This is a genomic window from Niveibacterium sp. 24ML (assembly GCF_026586805.1).
GTDB lineage: Bacteria > Pseudomonadota > Gammaproteobacteria > Burkholderiales > Rhodocyclaceae > Niveibacterium.
The window spans coordinates 214,933-231,154 of sequence record NZ_JAPFHA010000005.1; the positions used below are offsets into that span (position 1 = coordinate 214,933).

Annotated in this window: 11 protein-coding genes; 7 read left to right on the forward strand and 4 right to left on the reverse strand. The window is 63.5% G+C overall.

All coding sequences use genetic code 11. The features are described from left to right. The first annotated feature begins 26 nt into the window (after positions 1-26). Positions 27-1,472: a magnesium transporter gene (gene mgtE, locus OPU71_RS06590; RefSeq protein WP_267726401.1), complete on the forward strand. Its 1,446-nt coding sequence runs from the start codon at positions 27-29 to the stop codon at positions 1,470-1,472. Positions 1,473-1,483: 11 nt separating this feature from the next. Here mgtE and OPU71_RS06595 read toward each other — a convergent pair whose 3' ends face one another. From OPU71_RS06595 to thiD, 4 genes are all read right to left on the reverse strand, one after another. Further along, a complete protein-coding gene (locus OPU71_RS06595; protein ID WP_267726403.1) occupies positions 1,484-2,710 on the reverse strand; it encodes an MFS transporter in 1,227 nt (408 codons plus the stop codon). 100 nt (positions 2,711-2,810) lie between these two features. Then, complete coding sequence (hemL, locus tag OPU71_RS06600; protein WP_267726405.1) at positions 2,811-4,094, reverse strand: glutamate-1-semialdehyde 2,1-aminomutase; 1,284 nt, start codon at positions 4,092-4,094, stop codon at positions 2,811-2,813. Positions 4,095-4,165: 71 nt separating this feature from the next. Continuing rightward, the gene (gene thiE / locus OPU71_RS06605; RefSeq protein ID WP_267726407.1) at positions 4,166-4,789 is read right to left on the reverse strand and encodes a thiamine phosphate synthase; all 624 of its coding nucleotides are present in this window, start codon (positions 4,787-4,789) and stop codon (positions 4,166-4,168) included. Then, entirely contained in the window at positions 4,786-5,613 is an 828-nt protein-coding gene (gene thiD / locus OPU71_RS06610) for a bifunctional hydroxymethylpyrimidine kinase/phosphomethylpyrimidine kinase (RefSeq protein ID WP_267726409.1), read from the reverse strand. The genes thiE and thiD overlap by 4 nt, the downstream gene beginning before the upstream one ends. 104 nt (positions 5,614-5,717) lie before the next feature. Here thiD and OPU71_RS06615 point away from each other — a divergent pair, with 104 nt between their 5' ends. The 6 genes from OPU71_RS06615 (at position 5,718) to OPU71_RS06640 (ending at position 16,119) form a co-directional block, all read left to right on the forward strand. Then, positions 5,718-5,870 carry a rubredoxin gene (locus OPU71_RS06615; RefSeq protein ID WP_206256560.1) on the forward strand — a complete coding sequence of 51 codons (153 nt, stop codon included), beginning with the start codon at positions 5,718-5,720 and terminating at the stop codon, positions 5,868-5,870. Positions 5,871-6,034: 164 nt separating this feature from the next. Beyond that, positions 6,035-6,391 carry a response regulator gene (locus OPU71_RS06620; RefSeq protein ID WP_267726480.1) on the forward strand — a complete coding sequence of 119 codons (357 nt, stop codon included), beginning with the start codon at positions 6,035-6,037 and terminating at the stop codon, positions 6,389-6,391. A 26-nt stretch (positions 6,392-6,417) separates the two neighbouring features. After that, positions 6,418-6,783: a response regulator transcription factor gene (locus OPU71_RS06625; protein WP_324256040.1), complete on the forward strand. Its 366-nt coding sequence runs from the start codon at positions 6,418-6,420 to the stop codon at positions 6,781-6,783. A 15-nt stretch (positions 6,784-6,798) separates the two neighbouring features. Then, entirely contained in the window at positions 6,799-7,320 is a 522-nt protein-coding gene (locus tag OPU71_RS06630; RefSeq protein ID WP_267726411.1) for a chemotaxis protein CheW, read from the forward strand. 60 nt (positions 7,321-7,380) lie between these two features. Then, positions 7,381-9,534 carry a methyl-accepting chemotaxis protein gene (locus tag OPU71_RS06635; RefSeq protein ID WP_267726413.1) on the forward strand — a complete coding sequence of 718 codons (2,154 nt, stop codon included), beginning with the start codon at positions 7,381-7,383 and terminating at the stop codon, positions 9,532-9,534. 24 nt (positions 9,535-9,558) lie between these two features. Further along, positions 9,559-16,119: an Hpt domain-containing protein gene (locus tag OPU71_RS06640; protein ID WP_267726415.1), complete on the forward strand. Its 6,561-nt coding sequence runs from the start codon at positions 9,559-9,561 to the stop codon at positions 16,117-16,119. The last annotated feature ends 103 nt before the right edge of the window (positions 16,120-16,222 follow it).

Below are 16,222 nucleotides of genomic sequence, written 5' to 3' on the forward strand. Positions count from 1 at the left end.
TTTCCTAGCCTGCCGGCGAACTGATCATGGCAGAAACCCCCGAAACCCCGCACCACAGCGACGACGTCCAGCATCACTTGCGTGAGGTGCAGGCAGCGCTTGCGCGCCACAGGGTGGTCGAGGACCTGGTGCACCGGCAGGAAAGCCCCAAGCACGATCTGGTCGAAAACCTGGTGCATCGCCAGCACCTGGCCGAACTGGCGACCAAGCTCGACAAGCTGCACCCGGCAGACATTGCCTACATCCTCGAAGCCTTGCCGCTTGATGACCGGATGGCCGTGTGGGATCTGGTCAAGGCCGAGCGGGACGGCGAGATCCTGCTGGAGGTCTCTGACGCGGTTCGCGAATCGCTGATCGAGACGATGGACCAGGCCGAGCTGGTGGCGGCGGCCGAACAGCTTGACGCGGACGAACTCGCCGACCTTGCGCCCGATCTGCCCAAGCAGGTCATGGAAGACGTGTATCTCGGCCTGGATGCCGAGGCGCGCGAGCAACTGCGCGCGGCGATGTCCTACCCCGACGATTCGGTCGGCGCGCTGATGGACTTCGACATGGTCACCGTGCGCGAAGACGTCAGCCTTGAAGTGGTATTGCGCTACCTGCGCCGCTTCGACGACCTGCCCGACCACACCGACCTGCTCTTCGTGATCGACCGCAAGGAGCGCCTGCGCGGCGTGCTGCCGGTCAACCGGCTGCTGATCAGCGACCCGGAAGTGATCGTGAGCGAGGTGATGCTGACCGAACACCTCACGCTGGAGCCGGCTGATTCTGCCGACGAGGCGGCGATGGCTTTCGAGCGCTACGATCTGGTGTCGGCGCCGGTGGTCGATTCACATCACCGCCTGCTCGGGCGTCTGAAGGTGGCCTCGGTGCTCGACTTCGTGCGCGAGAGTTCCGAAGCGGAACTGCTCGGCCAGGCCGGCTTGAAGGAAGAGGAAGACATCTTTGCGCCGATCGTCGATTCGGTGAAGAACCGCTGGCGTTGGCTGGCGATCAACCTGGTCACCGCCTTCATCGCCTCGCGCGTCATCGGCGCCTTTGAAGGCTCGATCCAGCAGCTGGTCGCGCTCGCCGCGCTGATGCCGATCGTGGCGGGGATCGGCGGCAATTCGGGCAACCAGACCATCACGATGATCGTGCGCGCCATCGCGATGGGGCAGGTCGCCGTCGAGCACGGCAAGCGCCTCTTCCGCAAGGAAATCGGCGTCGCGCTCTTCAACGGCATCGTCTGGGGCGGTCTGCTTGGCTTGATTGCGTTTGTGCTCTACCGCGACCCCAAGCTCGCCCTCGTCCTCACCGCCGCGATGACGCTCAACCTGCTGCTGGCGGCGGTGATGGGGGTTCTGATACCGATCACCATGCTGCGATTTGGCAAGGACCCCGCGATCGGTTCATCGGTGCTGATCACCGCGGTGACTGACTCGGGCGGCTTCCTGATCTTCCTCGGGCTTGCAACGCTGATCCTGCTCTGAAACCAGGCCAGTCAGGCGCCTTGCGGAGCGAGCCGCACCGGCGCTTCGCGGATCGGAAGGTTCACCAGCGCGGCTGCGGCCGCCAGCGCGATATCGGCGTACCACATCAGATCGAAATTCCCGAGTTCGGTGACGGCGATGCCACCGAGCCAGGCGCCAAGGAAACCGCCGATCTGGTGCGACAGCAGGGTCAGGCCGAACAGCGTTGCGAGGTAGCGGTGGCCGAACAGTTTGCCGACGACGGCTGCCGTGGGCGGCACGGTGGCGAGCCAGGTCAGGCCCAGCCCGGCGGCGAACAGGTAGAAGGTCAGCGGCGTCTTCGGTGCGATCAGGTAGAGCGCCACCAGCAGTGCGCGCGAGCCGTACATCCAGAACAGCACGTACTTGCTGCGCATGCGTTGCACCGCCCAGCCGGCGGCGAGGCTGCCGAAGATGTTGGCCAGCCCGATGATCGCCAGCGACCAGCTCGCCACATTGCCCGGCAGACCGCACAACTGCACTTCGCCCGGCAGGTGGGTGACGAGGAAGGCAATGTGGAAACCGCAGGTGAAGAAGCCGGCGTGCAGCAGCAGGTAGCTGCGGTCGCCCAGCGCGTCGCGGATCGCCGCGCGCAGGCCGCGGTCGGCCGGTGCGTGCGGGGCCGCTGGCTGCGGCGCGGCATCGCGATCACTGACCAGCGGGCGAATCAGCGGCAGCGCCGCGAGCGAGATCAGCGCGAGCGAGAACATCGCCCCCATCCAGCCAAATCCGCCGATCAGCCGCTGCACCAGCGGCGCGAACACGAACTGCCCGAAGGAGCCGCCGGCGTTGATGATGCCGGAGGCCATGCCGCGCTTCTCCATCGGCAGCTTGCGTGCTGCCGCGCCGATCAGCACCGAGAAGCTGCCGGCGCCGGCGCCAGCGGCGGTCAGCACGCCAATTGCCAGCGACAGCCCGAAGGCCGACTGCATCAGCGGCGTCAGCGCAAGCCCGGCGGCCATCAGCAAGGTACCGCCGACCAGCACGCGGCCGGGCCCCCAGCGGTCGGCAATCGCGCCGGCCACGGGCTGCGCCGCACCCCACATGAACTGGCCGATCGCCATCGCGAAGCTGATTGTGACGACGCCTAACCCGGTCGCGCTGTTGATCGGCGAGACGAAGAGCCCCATCGACTGCCGCGCACCCATCGTGATCATCAGGATCGCGGCGGCGGCGAGGGTAACGGTCCACCAGGTGCGGGCTTGGGTCGGGGTCAGCATGGCGGCTCCGTCGAGGCAAGGCGGCGATTATCGGGACCGCGCCGAGCGGCTGCCATCGATACCGATACGGAGGCGACAATGCCGCCTCCGTCTGCGTCGATCAGCCGAGTTTGGCGAACACCGCTTCGGCAGCGGCGATGGTGGCCGTAACGTCGGCTTCGGTATGCGCGGCCGACACGAAACCGGCTTCGAAGGAGGCGGGCGCAAAGTAGTGGCCGGCCTCCAGCATGCCGTGGAAGAAGCGGTTGAAACGCTCCTTGTCGCAGGCCATCACCTGCTCGTACGAACTCGGCAGCGTGTCGGTGAAGTAGAGCCCGAACATGCCGCCCACGGCTTGCGCGCAGAAGGCGATGCCGTGCTTCTGCGCGGCCGCGGCGAGGCCGTCGGTGAGCTGCTGCGTACGTGTCGAGAGGTTCTCATAGAAGCCCGGTTCGCTGATCAGGCGCAGGGTTTCGAGGCCCGCCGCGACGGCGACCGGGCTGCCCGACAGGGTGCCCGCCTGATAGACGGCGCCGAGCGGCGAGATCTTTTCCATGATGTCGCGCCGGCCGCCGAAGGCGCCGACCGGCATGCCACCGCCGATCACCTTGCCCAGCGTCACCAGATCGGCATCGATACCGAAGAGGCCTTGTGCGCCCTTGGGGCCGACGCGGAAACCGGTCATCACCTCGTCGAAGATCAGGATGCTGCCGTGCTTCGTGCACAGCGCGCGCAGCGCGTCGAGGAAGGCGCGGCTGGGCATCACGAGGTTCATGTTGCCGACCACCGGCTCCAGAATCACGGTGGCGATCTCGCCCCCGCGGTTGGCGAACACTTCTTCCAGCGCGGCGACATCGTTGTAGGGCAGCACGATGGTGTGCTTGGCGAAATCCGCCGGTACGCCGCCCGAGGACGGGTTGCCGAAGGTCAGCAGGCCTGAGCCGGCCTTCACCAGCAGGCTGTCGGCGTGCCCGTGGTAGCAGCCTTCGAATTTCACGATCGCGTCGCGGCCGGTGAAGCCGCGCGCCAGCCGGATCGCGCTCATCGTCGCCTCGGTGCCGGATGACACCAGGCGCACCATTTCAAGATTTGGGACGAGGCGGCAGAGGGTTTCGGCCATGTCGACTTCGATTTCGGTCGGCGCGCCGAACGAGAGCCCCAGCGCGGCCTTTTCCTGCACCGCACGGATCACGTCCGGATGCGCATGGCCGAGGATCGCCGGGCCCCAGGAGCCGACGTAGTCGATGTATTCCTTGCCGTTGGCGTCCCACAGCCGGCAGCCGGCCGCGCGGGCGAAGAAGCGCGGCGTACCGCCCACGTTGCGGAAGGCGCGGACCGGCGAATTGACGCCGCCCGGAATGCTGCGCTGGGCGCGGTCGAAGAGCTCTTGATTGCGATCGGACATGGTCGGGACTCGGGAATGCGATTTCGAGGCCGGCGATTGTCTCACCGCCGGGCGTCCGCGTCCCGAACCGTTCAGTGGCCGGCGAACAGGGCCGCGTAGGTGGCGGCGCGCTCGCGCGGTTCGGCAGCTTCGTACAGGTCGCTGATCACCGCGAGCAGGTCGGCGCCAGCGGTGACCAGTGCGCCGGCGTTCTCTGCGGTGATGCCGCCAATGCAGGTCACTGGTTTGCCGAACGCGCGCGCCGCCCCGAGCAGCGACATCGGTGCAGGCGGCGCATGGGGTTTGGTCGGCGACGCGAACATCGCACCGAACGCGACATAGTCGGCACCGCCCATTGCCGCGTCGCGTGCGCGGTTGAGGTCGGCGTAACACGACACGCCGATGATCGCTTTGGCGCCGAGCCGCGCACGCGCGGCGGCCAGTTCGCCGTCGTCACGGCCGATGTGGGCGCCGTCCGCGCCAATGTCGGTGGCGAGTGCGACGTCGTCGTTGATCAGCAGTGGCACCTCGTAGCGGCGGCACAGGCCGAGCAGCGCGCTTGCCTGCGCATGGGCGAGGGCTGCGTCGGCCATCTTGTTGCGGTATTGCAGCAGCACCGCACCGCCGGTCAGGATCGATTCGGTGACCGCCAGCAGGCGCGCGGTATCGCGCCAGTCGGGGGTGATGGCATACAGCCCGCGGCGCAGGCGCGTCATGATTCCCCTCTCGGCAGGCGATCCGGAATCCGTCGCCCCATGCCCAGCTGTTGTGCATTTGCGAGCGCTTGCCAGGTGTAGGCCTGTGCGCCGCGCACCGCGTCGGCAAGCGCTTCGCCGTGCGCAAGCCGGGCTGCGATGGCGGTCGACAAGGTGACGCCGGCGCCAAGAAAGCTGCCCGGAAGGCGTTCCCAGGCATCGGCCCGCACCACACCGCGAATGCCGTAGAGCGTGTTGATGACTTGCGCCGTGGGCTCGTGGCTGCCGGTGATGAGCACATGCTCACAGCCGGAGTCGAGCAGGATCTGTGCGTATTCGGCGAGCGACCGACTGGCGGCCGGCTCCTCGCTCTCCTGATCGTCGGCCAACCAACGCGCCTCGATGCTGTTTGGAATGAACAGCGCGCACTGCGGCAACAAAAGTTCACAAAGTGCGCCGATCAGGTCTTCATCGATCTGGCCGTCGTCGCGGCCACCGTAAAAGTCCGGGTCCAGCACGACCGGCACGCTCGGATAGTCGGCCACCAGCGCCGCGACCATTGCGGCGGTCCGTGCGTCCGCCAGCGTGCCGACGTGGAAGGCCGAAACCGGCAGATCTTCAAGCACGGCGCGCGCTTGCTCGTCGATCAACTCCACATCGACCGGCCAGAAACGCTCCACGTTGCGTGTGTCGCGCACGCTCAAACCGGTCGTTACGCAAGCGGCATGCGCACCGGCTGCCGCGATCGAAAAAGCAGCACCAACGTTGCCGCCACCCCCGGAAGGGTCGCTGCAGGCGAGGCTCAGCACGACTGGAAGTGCCGTGGCGTGGGGCGGGGAGGGCATTGAGGGACGGCGGGCGGGGCCGCGAAATGCGGTAAGATCGTAAAATCTTAAATGAATTTCATAAAGAAATGAGTCTCGCAGCCGATACCCCCTTACGGACGTGGATGTGCCTGATCTGCGGATTCATTTATGACGAAGCGCAAGGTCTGCCCGACGAAGGCATTGCACCGGGCACGCGATGGGAAGATGTTCCTCCGAACTGGACCTGCCCCGAGTGCGAAGCGCGCAAGGATGACTTTGAACTGGTTGAAATCTGAAGTGCAAGCCGCCGGGCCTTCCGCCGCACTGCCTTTGCTGCGCTGCTGCGCGGTGGTTTTCGGTTATATTCGTGCGTCACATACACAATTCCAACAACATTCGGGCATGAACTGCGGAGGTATGCGTCTTGGCTGATGCTCCGACCCTCAATAACGTGAAGGTGATGGTGATTGACGATTCCAACACCATCCGACGCAGTGCAGAAATATTCCTGGCTCAGGCGGGCTGTCAGGTCTTGCTGGCCGAAGATGGCTTCGACGCACTGGCCAAGATCGCCGACCATCATCCAGATATCGTCTTCGTTGACATCATGATGCCGCGGCTCGACGGCTATCAGACTTGTGCGCTGATCAAGAAGAATCCGAAGTTCTCCGGTACGCCGGTGATCATGCTTTCATCCAAGGACGGTCTGTTTGACCGGGCGCGCGGACGCATGGTCGGTTCCAACGAATACCTTACGAAACCCTTTACCAAGGACAGCCTGCTCAAGGCGGTAGCCGCTCACGCGGGCCGTAGCTGAGCGCGTTGAGCACATTAGGAGCACCCATGCCGATCAAGAAAATCCTCATCGTTGATGACTCGCCGACTGAACGCTTCGCGTTGATGGAGTACCTCGTCAAGCAGGGCTTCAACGTCGTGACCGCCGAAGATGGCGCGGACGGCGTGCAAAAGGCAAAGACTGAATTGCCTGACCTGATCCTGATGGACGTCGTGATGCCGGGTATCAACGGTTATCAAGCCACCCGCACGATTTCGCGCGAAGACACCACCCGTCACATCCCGATCTTCATGTGCACCTCGAAGGATCAGGAGACCGACAAGATCTGGGGCATGCGTCAGGGCGCGAACGACTACCTGACAAAGCCGCTCGATCTGGATCTGTTGCTCGAAAAGATCAAGGCGCTGGGCTAAGGCGGAGCGGCGAGAATGGCCAAACGTATCAGTCTGCGCGAGTTTCAGCAGGATCTGTCGAATCGACTCGCCGGCACCAAGAACTCGACGGCCAAACCGGCACTGCTAGCGGTGCTGGCGGGCGGTGAGGGCTGGTTGGTCGACCTGACCGATACAGGCGAGATTCTCGCCGTGCCGCCGATTGCGCCGGTGCCCCTTACGCATGAATGGTTTCGCGGGCTCGCAAACGTCCGCGGCAACCTTTTCAGTGTCGTTGATTTCCCGGCCTTCATTGGCCTGGCGCCGGTTGTCTCAAGCAGTGAGTCACGACTGCTCCTGATCGGCTCGCGACTTGGCATCAACACCGCATTGCTCGTTTCCCGGGCGATCGGCTTGCGTAACCCGGACGACTTCGAAGTCGATCCGCGCTTCCAGGACCCCCGTCCTTGGGTCGCGAGCGGGCTGCGTGATAGTCAGGATCGGCTCTGGAAGCGTCTTTCCGTCAGGCATCTGCTGGGCGATTCGCGTTTCCTGGATGCCGCGCATATCGGCCACTAAAGCGTTGAGCTAGTTTTTCGCTTACACAACAACTAAACATCCGCACCTCGGAGTACCTGAATGGCCCTCAAACTGTTCGGCCGCAAACTCGGCCAGAAGCGCAGCGGCGCTGAGCTGTCCGGCGACAGCACGATCATGGAAGACACAGTGATGGAGGCCAAGTCGGGTTCTACCGGCGCGGCGAGCCTGTCACGTATCCCGTTGCTGGCCGGTAAGACCACTGCCGAGCAAATGCGTTTGCTTGGTCTGCTTTTCGGTCTCTTCACGGTGATCGCTGTCGGCTTGACATACTGGCAGCTGCGTACCGCCGGTTATGGCACGGCCTACGTGTCGGCCGCAGGGCAGATGCGCACCTTGTCGCAGCGTCTTGCAAAAGCGGCGCAGCAGGCCCTTCAAGGTAACCCGGGTGCGTTCGTTGAACTGAAGGACAGCCGTGAGCGCTTCGAGCAGCTCATCGGTGCGGTGACTTCGGGTGGTGCGGTCGATGGTACGACGGTTCCGGCCAGCCCTGGCAGCGTCAAGGAAGAGCTGAGCGCAGTCACCAAGCTTTGGGAAAAGACGAACAAGGATGCGCAGCAACTCGTTGCCCAGCAGAAGAACCTCTCGACCCTGGGCGCGGCGGTGACGACGATCAACTCGGAAAACCCGAAGCTGCTCGACTTGTCCGAACAGGTTGCCGCCTTGAAGCTGCAAACGGGCGCGAATGCGCGTGAAATCGCAACCTCGAACCAGGTCGTGATGTTGACGCAGCGGATGGCAAAGAACGCGAACGCGCTGTTGGTTGCAGACGCCATCGACCCGGAAGTGGCCTTCCTGCTGGGTAAGGACGCCAACACCTTCCGCGAACTGATCGAACTGCTGCTGACCATGACGCCCACTTCGGATCGCGACATGGTGAACAAGATCGGCTCGCTTAAAGAGGCGGGCGAAGAGCACCTTGCTGGTGTGCAGAGCATTCTGGGCAACATCCAGTTGCTGGTGCAGGCAAAGCGTGCCGGTAGCCAGATCTTCAATGATTCTTCGAAGCTGCTGACCGCGACCGATGCGCTCGCCACTTCGTACAGCAAGGCCTACGTCGGATTTACTTCGGTAACGGCGCTGATCCTTGTTTTCGGCGCGCTTGCGCTGGTCACGCTTGCGATGCTTGCGAAGGTCTACAACGATGACTTGAAGAATCGTCAGGCTGAAACGGAACGCCAGCGTGCGCAGGCCGAATCGGAAAAGAACGCCACCCAGCAGGCCATTCTGCGTTTGATGAACGAGATGGGCGACTTGGCGGATGGTGACTTGACGGTGCGCGCAACGGTTACCGAAGACATTACCGGTGCCATCGCTGACTCGGTCAACTACACGATTGAAGAGCTCTCGGTTCTGGTACGCCGCCTTAACGACGCGGCAGGTCGCGTGACCGCTGCAACCGAGTCTGCGAAGCAAACTTCGGACGAACTGATCGATGCGGCCGAGAAGCAGTCGCGTGAGATTCAGCAGGCGGGTTCGCAGGTGACTGACATGGCGCGCGAAATGACCGACGTGTCGGGCAGCGCGCTCCAGTCCGCACAGGTGGCGCGCCGCTCCCTGGACGCAGCCCGTAAGGGTCAGGACGCGGTGCAGAACACCATCAAGGGCATGAACGAAATCCGTGAGCAGATTCAGGAAACGTCCAAGCGAATCAAGCGCCTTGGCGAAAGCTCGCAGGAGATCGGTGAAATCGTGGAACTGATTTCCGACATTACCGAGCAGACCAACGTGCTGGCACTTAACGCAGCCATTCAGGCAGCGTCCGCCGGTGAAGCCGGCCGAGGCTTTACGGTGGTTGCGGAAGAAGTTCAGCGCCTTGCAGAACGTTCTGCCGAAGCAACCAAGCAGATCGCTGCGATCGTGAAAACCATTCAGACCGACACGCAAGATGCCGTGGCCGCTATGGAAAACTCGACCCGCGGTGTGGTTGACGGTGCCAAGCTGTCCGACGCGGCAGGTCAAGCACTGGTTGAACTCGGCGACGTGTCGGTGGAAGTGGCCAAGCTGGTTGAGAAGATCTCTTCCGACACGCAGAAGCAAGCAAACGTTGCAACCGAGGTGGCGGGCACCATGCGCGACATCCAGAGCCTGAACGAACAGACAACGCGCGGTACGCAACAGACCGCCGTGTCGATTGGCCAGCTGGCCGATCTTGCCGTCGAGCTCAAGGGCTCGGTCTCCGGCTTCAAGGTGTAAGACCCCCAGGGAAAGACGCTGACGATGAATTCCGAGATGGATCTCGACATCGCCCCGCTGACTTGGGTCCGGGGCGAGATCGACGCTGCGCTTGCACGCGCACTGGAAGCACTCAATAAGGTGGAAGCGGGCGAGGATCGCAGCCAGCAGCTGCGGTTTGCCCAGAACCATGTCCACCAGGTTCAGGGCGCGCTTTCAGTCGTCGGTCTCGACGGCGTTACACAATTTGCCGAAGCGCTTGACGCTTGCTTCGCCAGCCTTGCCAGTGGAGAACTGGCGTATGCGGACGAGCATGTACCCTTGCTGCGCCGCGCGTTGATTGCGCTTGGCAATTACCTTGCCGAGTTGCAGGACGGCGCACCGAATCAACCGCTTCGCCTTTATCCCCTGTACGCTGAAATTGCCGAAGCGCGCGGCGGTGAGGCACCGGGGCAGAGCGAGCTGTTCTTCCCGAATCTCTCGGCCCGGCCTGCGCTCGGCGCGCCGATTTCGCTCGCACCAGACCTTGCCGCGAAAGAGCTGCGCACCTCGCGTGCGCGCTTTGAAAAGGGTTTGCTGAGCTGGCTGCGTGAGCCTGGCTCCGACGCTGGTCCCCGCTTGATGTTGGTCGCCATCCAGCGGATCGCTCAGATCAACCCGGCGCCGGGGGCGCAGGGCTTCTGGTGGTCTTCGATTGCCTTCTTTGAAGGGCTGGCCCAGCGCGCCATCAAGGCCGATCGGGAAGCGCAGCGCTTGTGTCGTCGTATCGATACACAGATGAAGCGCTTGCTCGAAGGCTCACATGTGGTGGCCGAGCGCTTGGTGCGTGATGTGCTGTTTCATGTTGCCAGTTCGGACATCAACACCGAACACGCGCGTGCTGTGCGTCAGGCCTTCCATCTTGATTCATTATTGCCTGGGCAAGGTGAAGCGCGGCTTGCCGAGACCCCGCTTGCACCGGTCCAGCGCGCCCTGCGTGAGGCAATCGATCACGCCAAGGAATCGTGGAACAAGTTTGCGGCTGGCTCTGCTGTGGGCTTGCCGCAGATGCAGGACTATCTTGCCGCGGCGCGTGCGCCGCTGCAGACCTTGCACCAACCGGCCGTTGCTCGCCTGATTGAGGCTTTGCATGGTACAGCCACTTGGCTGCGCAAGGATCCACTCAAGTCCAGCGACGACCTCTCGATGGATGTGGCGACCGCGCTCTTGATCGCCGAGCAGGCGGTTGATCCGGTGTCGGCGCCAAGTCAGGACATCCTGCAGCGTCAGGTTGATGCGTTGATCGCGCGACTTGCGGCACGTGAAGTGGGGCGCGACCCGGGTGAGCTTGACGAGCACCTGTTTGGCGAGAGCTCGCGGCGAGCACAGGAGCGCTTGTTCTTCAATCAACTTGCGCGTGAGATTCAGACCAGTCTTGGTCAAGTCGAACAGACGCTCGACACCTTCTTCCGCAATCCGGCCAGCAAGAGCGCGCTGGCGGCACTAACCGCGCCGCTCAAGCAAGTGCAGGGCGCTTTCGCGATGCTTGGCGAAGTGGATGCCGCCGCGCTGGTGGCCAGCAATGCCGAGCGCGTCGAGCAACTTGCCCAAGCCGAGGCCGCTGAGCCAGAAGTGTGCGAGCAGATCGCGCACGAATTCTCCGCACTGGGATTTTTCGTTGAAGCGCTGCGTTTTGGCCCGGCGCGACTCGAGCGCTTCCTGACACCCGAAGGGGGCGCGGTAGCACCGGAAGCGCCGGCGACGATCGAAGCCGAAGTTCGCCAACAAAGCCGCGAAACCCAGCAGCTCATCCAGCAACTGGCCGAAGCGCCGGCTGATCAGAAGGTCCGCGACGAGCTCAAGCAAAACCTTGAAACCCTGCGCGATGACGCGGCCTTGCTTGCGGATACCAAGCTCGAGCAGCAGGCACGTGAGGCGCTTGCGGCGCTCAAGACGGGCGATGACTCCGGCAGGGTTCAGGAAGCGGTTGCTGCGATCGCGCCGGCGCCTGCACCCGAGCAGTCAGCCGAAACAGCCCGGCTGATTGCCGCAAGCGAAGACGAAGTCGATGCGGAACTTCTCGCGATCTTCCTCGAAGAAGCCCACGAAGTCCTTGAAACGATCCGCTCGAACGGAGAAGCCGCTGAGCGCGAACCGCACAACCACGAGAACATCGTCACCGTGCGGCGTGGCTTCCACACCCTCAAGGGTTCGAGTCGCATGGTCGGTCTCAACGAGTTTTCGGAACCCGCGAAGGCCGTTGAGTTCGCCCTGAATCGTTGGCTTCAGCAGGAACGCGATGCCACGCAGCCCTTCCTTGAGTTGGTGGCGCACGCGCACCAATTGTTCTCGGACTGGGTTGCCCAGCTTGAAGCGGGTGGTTCAACCTGGCGCGATGCCAGCGCCCTGATCAACCGGGTTCAGGCTCTCGAAGCCCTGCTCGATGGTGTGACGCCTGCGCCGCAGCCGGCACTGACCAGCGCAGCGCCTGATTTAGTGCCCGCAGAGCCAGTACCCGCAGACCCGGCGCCTTTGGCGCCGTCGCAGGATCATGCGCAAAGCACTAGCGGTTTTGGTGAGTTTGATCTGGAACTCGATTCCGGCCAACCTGAGTTGGACCTAGCGGCAACTCTGCTCGCTCCGGTCGCTGATGCTGCCGAACGAGAAGAACTTTCTAGCGTCGATCTGACGGCGACCTTGCTCGCACCTTTTGACGAGGCCATTGAACAAGCGCAGCCGGCACCGTCGCTGCTGCCCGAGATGGACGAGCTCAGCGCAGAGAGCATTGACCACGAAGAAGTCTTTGATCTGACCGCCAGCCTTACCGGACCTGACGACCTTGAGTCGCTGACGCGCGAACCGGAGCCGGAAGTCGAGGTCCCTGACATGCTGGCGCCTTTCGAGGCACCGGCGCAGCCGCAACCGCACTCGGCGCTTGACCCGACCGAGCTCGACTTCAACCTGGAAGAGGTTGAGCTGACCGACGAAGAAGCCATGCCTTCGCGGGCCAACGAAGAGGAGATGGATCTCACGGCGACCTTGTTGGCGCCGCTTGAGATGCGCGAAGCATTCCTCAACCCGCCTCAAGAAGAAGCGCCGGTTCAAGCGCCGGATGTCGAGGCATTGCCGGTGCTGGATCTGACGCTTGACGCAGGTGAGGAGCCGAAGCCGGTTGAGCCGGCGCAGGTTGCCGAGGCGCCGCTGCATCTGCCGCCGCCGGAGTCGGAGCTAACCGCACTGGGCCAGGATCTTCCCGAACCTGAGTATGCGCCCCCGCCAGTTAGCCTTGAGCTCGCCGTACCGGAAGCGGCCGGCGAGCAGGCGTCAGGTGTTCTTGAGCCGGTTGCCGAAGTGCTACCGGAGCCTCCGGTGCAGACCTCGCTTGATGCGGTCGAGCTTGAGGTCGCCGACGAACTGCCCATCATTGAGCCCGCAGCGCCGCAGGCAGTGGATGAAGGTACGGATGAGGCGAGCATCGCCGAGTTGGCGGCGCTCGATGACGTGGGCACTACGCAGCTCGAAGGCAGCGAGCCTCAAGTGCCAGCCGAGCTGATTGAGCCGGTCGATCTGGCGCTAGACCCCGCGGGTCTGGATGACCACGAGTTCGACGATCTTGACGTGATCGACTCGGTTGCGGGTGATCTGAAGCTCGATGAGCCGGAACCCGTTGCCATTCCTGAGCCAGACCTCGTGCGCCTTGGTACCACCGAGATCTCGCGTCAGTTGTTCGACCTCTACATTGCCGAGGCCCACCAGCATGTAGGTACGCTGCGTGAGGAGTTGCCGCGATTCCAGTACAACCCTGTGCTCGTGCCGCAAGAGCCGGTGATCCGCGCCGCACACACACTAGGCGGCATCTCTGGCACGGCGCGTGTCGATTCGGTCCGTGCGCTCGCCAAGGCGCTTGAACATGCGCTTGCGCGTTTGCATCTCGCCAATGTTGCACCGACGCCCGATCAGGCCGATCTGTTCGCAGCAACTGGTGTTCGGCTCGATGCGATGGTGGCTGAGATCGATGCCCGGATGCTGCCCTTGGCAACCCCCGAACTCGTTGATGCGCTGGAAGGCTTGACGCCTTTCACCGAGATCGAAGAGACCGTCGACGACGCAACTCAGGCGCTCTCCGACATCGAATCGAGCACGCTTTCTGTGACACCTGCGCCAGAGGTCGTGGCGGAAGAAGAAAGCATCGCAGCCGAGCCGGTTGCAATCGAACCCGCGTTGGAGTCCCTTGGCGCTGCGTCGCAGCTCGAGTCGGATACCCTTGTCAGCCCGATTGCCGCGCCTGAAGCGCCAGAGCCCGAGCGGACGGTGGTTCATGATGAACTTGACGATGACCTCTTGCCGATCTTCTTTGAGGAAGCTGAAGAGCTGATTCGTGACCTGTCGTCCGAAGCGCGCAAGCTGCACGATCCGGCCGAGCAGGAAGAGGGTGCCAAGGCGGTTGCCCGTCTGCTTCACTCGATCAAGGGTAGCGCGCGGATGGCTGGCGCGATGAACCTTGGCGAGTATGTGCACGGCCTTGAGAACCGCTTGATCCATGCACGCGACGCCGCTGTGCCGGGTGCTCATCTCGCGGACGAGGTCGAGAACGGGATCGATACGATCGGCCATATGATCCAGCGTATGCAGCGCGGTGAACCGGCTGTGGCGCCGCATGTCGCGCCGGTGGCCGCAGCCGCCCATGCGCCAGAGGCGACACCCGCTGCGCCGTCGGGCGCATCGCAAGCGGCTGCAGCACCGGCAAGCAAGCCAGCAGTGCCGGCTTCCGTCTTGCTGGACGAGGCGGAAGCCCAGGCCGGGCCGCGCGCGACCTTGCGCGTGCGCTCCGACATGGTTGACCGTTTCGTCAACGAGGCTGGCGAAATCTCGATCGCGAGAACACGAATCGAGGGCGAACTGCGCACCCTTCGGCGCTCGTTGCTGGATCTGACCGAGAACGTGATCCGTTTGCGCAATCAGTTGCGCGAAGTCGAGATCGCCGCCGAAACGCAGATGCAGACGCGTGCGGCGCAGGCCGAGCACAACCACGAAGACTTCGACCCGCTGGAATTCGACCGCTTCACCCGCTTCCAGGAATTGACGCGGATGATGGCCGAGTCAGTCGGCGACGTGACGACGATCCAGCAGAACCTGCTGAAGAACCTTGATGCCGCAGACACGGCGCTGCATGTTCAGGGCCGCCTCTCGCGCGATCTGCAGCAGGCGCTGATGGGCGTGCGAATGGTTCCCTTCGAAGAGCTCACCGATCGCCTGTATCGCGTGGTTCGGCAGACGGCCAAGGAGCTGGGCAAACGCGCCAACCTCGACATCCGTGGCGGCAGCATCGAAATCGACCGGGGCGTGCTCGACAAGATGACCGCGCCGATCGAACACTTGCTGCGTAACGCAGTGGCGCACGGCCTTGAAACGCCGGAAGAGCGCCGCGCTGCGAACAAGCCTGAAATCGGCCAGATCTCCTTGTCGGTATACCAGCGCAGCAATGAGGTCGGGATTGAGCTTGCCGACGATGGCCGCGGCCTGGACTTCGACGGTATCCGCAAGCGTGCCGAGGCGCGTGGCTTCCTCGCCGCCGGCGAGGCCGCCAGTGAAGCGCGTCTGACTCAGTTCATCTTCGAGGCGGGCTTCACGACCGCCGACAAAGTCTCGGAAGTGGCCGGGCGCGGCGTCGGCATGGACGTGGTCAAGAGCGAAACGACCGGTGTCGGCGGCCGGATCGACATCAGCTCGGTGACGGGGCAGGGTGCGAAGTTTGTGGTGCACCTGCCGCTGACGCTGGCGGTGACGCAGGCGCTACTGGTTCGCTCCGGCGAGCGCACCTTCGCGATTCCGTCGAACATGGTTGAACAGGTTCTCGAACTCAAGCAGGAAGCGCTTGATGAGATGCGTGCCGAGGGGAGTGCGACCTGGAAAGACCAGAAGTACCCGTTCCACTACCTGCCCCGCCTGCTCGGCGATGGCAAGTCGCAGCCGGTGGCCGGACGCTTCCATTGGGTGCTTTTGCTGCGCGTCGGCACCAACGCGATTGCGTTGTACATCGACGAGTTGCGGGGCAACCAGGAAGTCGTGGTCAAGAACGCCGGGCCGCAGTTCACCCGCCTGCAAGGCTTCTCGGGTGCAACCGTGCTGGCGGACGGCGAGGTTTCGCTGATCATCAACCCGGTGGTGCTTGCCGAGTTGCAGCAGACCGCGCTGGCTCAGGCCGAAGCTGCTGTTGCGGCCGGCGAGACGGTAGTCGAGACGGTCCGCGAGATTGCCTACGTGCCGACCGTGATGGTGGTCGACGATTCGCTCACGGTGCGCAAGATTACCAGCCGCCTGCTCGAACGCGAAGGCTATCGCGTCGTGACCGCGAAGGACGGTGTCGATGCGCTGGAGCAGTTGGTCGAAACGATGCCGGACGTGATGCTGCTCGACATCGAGATGCCGCGTATGGACGGTTACGATCTGACGCGCAACATCCGCGCCGACGAACGTCTGCGTCCGCTGCCGATCATCATGATTACCTCGCGCATGGCAGACAAGCACCGCAACTACGCCTTCGAGATCGGGGTGAACCACTACCTCGGCAAGCCGTACAACGAAGAGGAGTTGCTGGGTTTGATCAAGGGCTTTGTGGCACGCTGAGCGAAGCCAATGCCAACGAAAACGCCGCCCGGTCGCAGACCCGGCGGCGTTTTTCTTGGTCGGTGCAACAGCGCAGGCATGCCTGCGCGTGCCACCGGCGGGC